We start from the raw sequence: 592 nt of genomic DNA, 5'->3' as shown, positions 1-592 counted from the left end.
CCGGTCCGCGCGACCGACACGCTCGGTCCCGAACCGCCGTCCTCGACGACGGTCCACTCCGCGACGCTCGACGTGCCGAGCGGGTTCCCCGCCGCCCGCGAAGACGCGCTCGCCGCCAGCGACGACAGCTTCGACGCCGTCGCTCGCGTCGTCGCAAATCGGACCGTCTCGGGGCTGTTCCCGCCCGCGCTCGCCCGTCTCGCGCTCCGGGGCGACGAGCCGGTTTCGACGCTGATGACCCACCGGTACGAGCGGGCCGGGACGCTGGTGAACGCCTCCGTCGCGCCCGAAGTCGCCCGCGAGGAGACTCGCGCCGCCAACGCCGACCTCGCGGCGGCGCTGGCCCCGCGCTTCGCCGACGCGATGCGCGCCCGGTACGACACCCCGCGCGCCGCCGCCGAGGCCGTCTCCGTCGGTCGCGTCACTATCGCCGTCAGGACGTGGTCAGCGTGAGGCTCGCCGACGACAACCGCGGTCGGGTTCCCTTCGCCCTGCTCGGCGTGTTGCTCCTCGTCGGGAGCGCGACGTTCTCCGGCGCGCTCGCGGGTCACGACCCCGTGGCCGACCGCCGCGTCGACGACGCGATGGACCG

General features: G+C 75.3%; 1 pseudogene. It reads left to right on the top strand.

Annotated elements, in window-relative coordinates:
* Window positions 1-453, top strand: a pseudogene (locus NKF06_RS20800) (hypothetical protein); the annotation flags it as partial.
* Window positions 454-592 lie beyond the last annotated feature (139 nt).

The sequence above is a fragment of the Haloferax sp. AB510 genome (genome assembly GCF_024136985.1).
GTDB lineage: Archaea > Halobacteriota > Halobacteria > Halobacteriales > Haloferacaceae > Haloferax.
The sequence above is the reverse complement of the archived record's forward strand: the minus strand, read 5'-3'. Positions and strand labels throughout refer to the sequence as shown.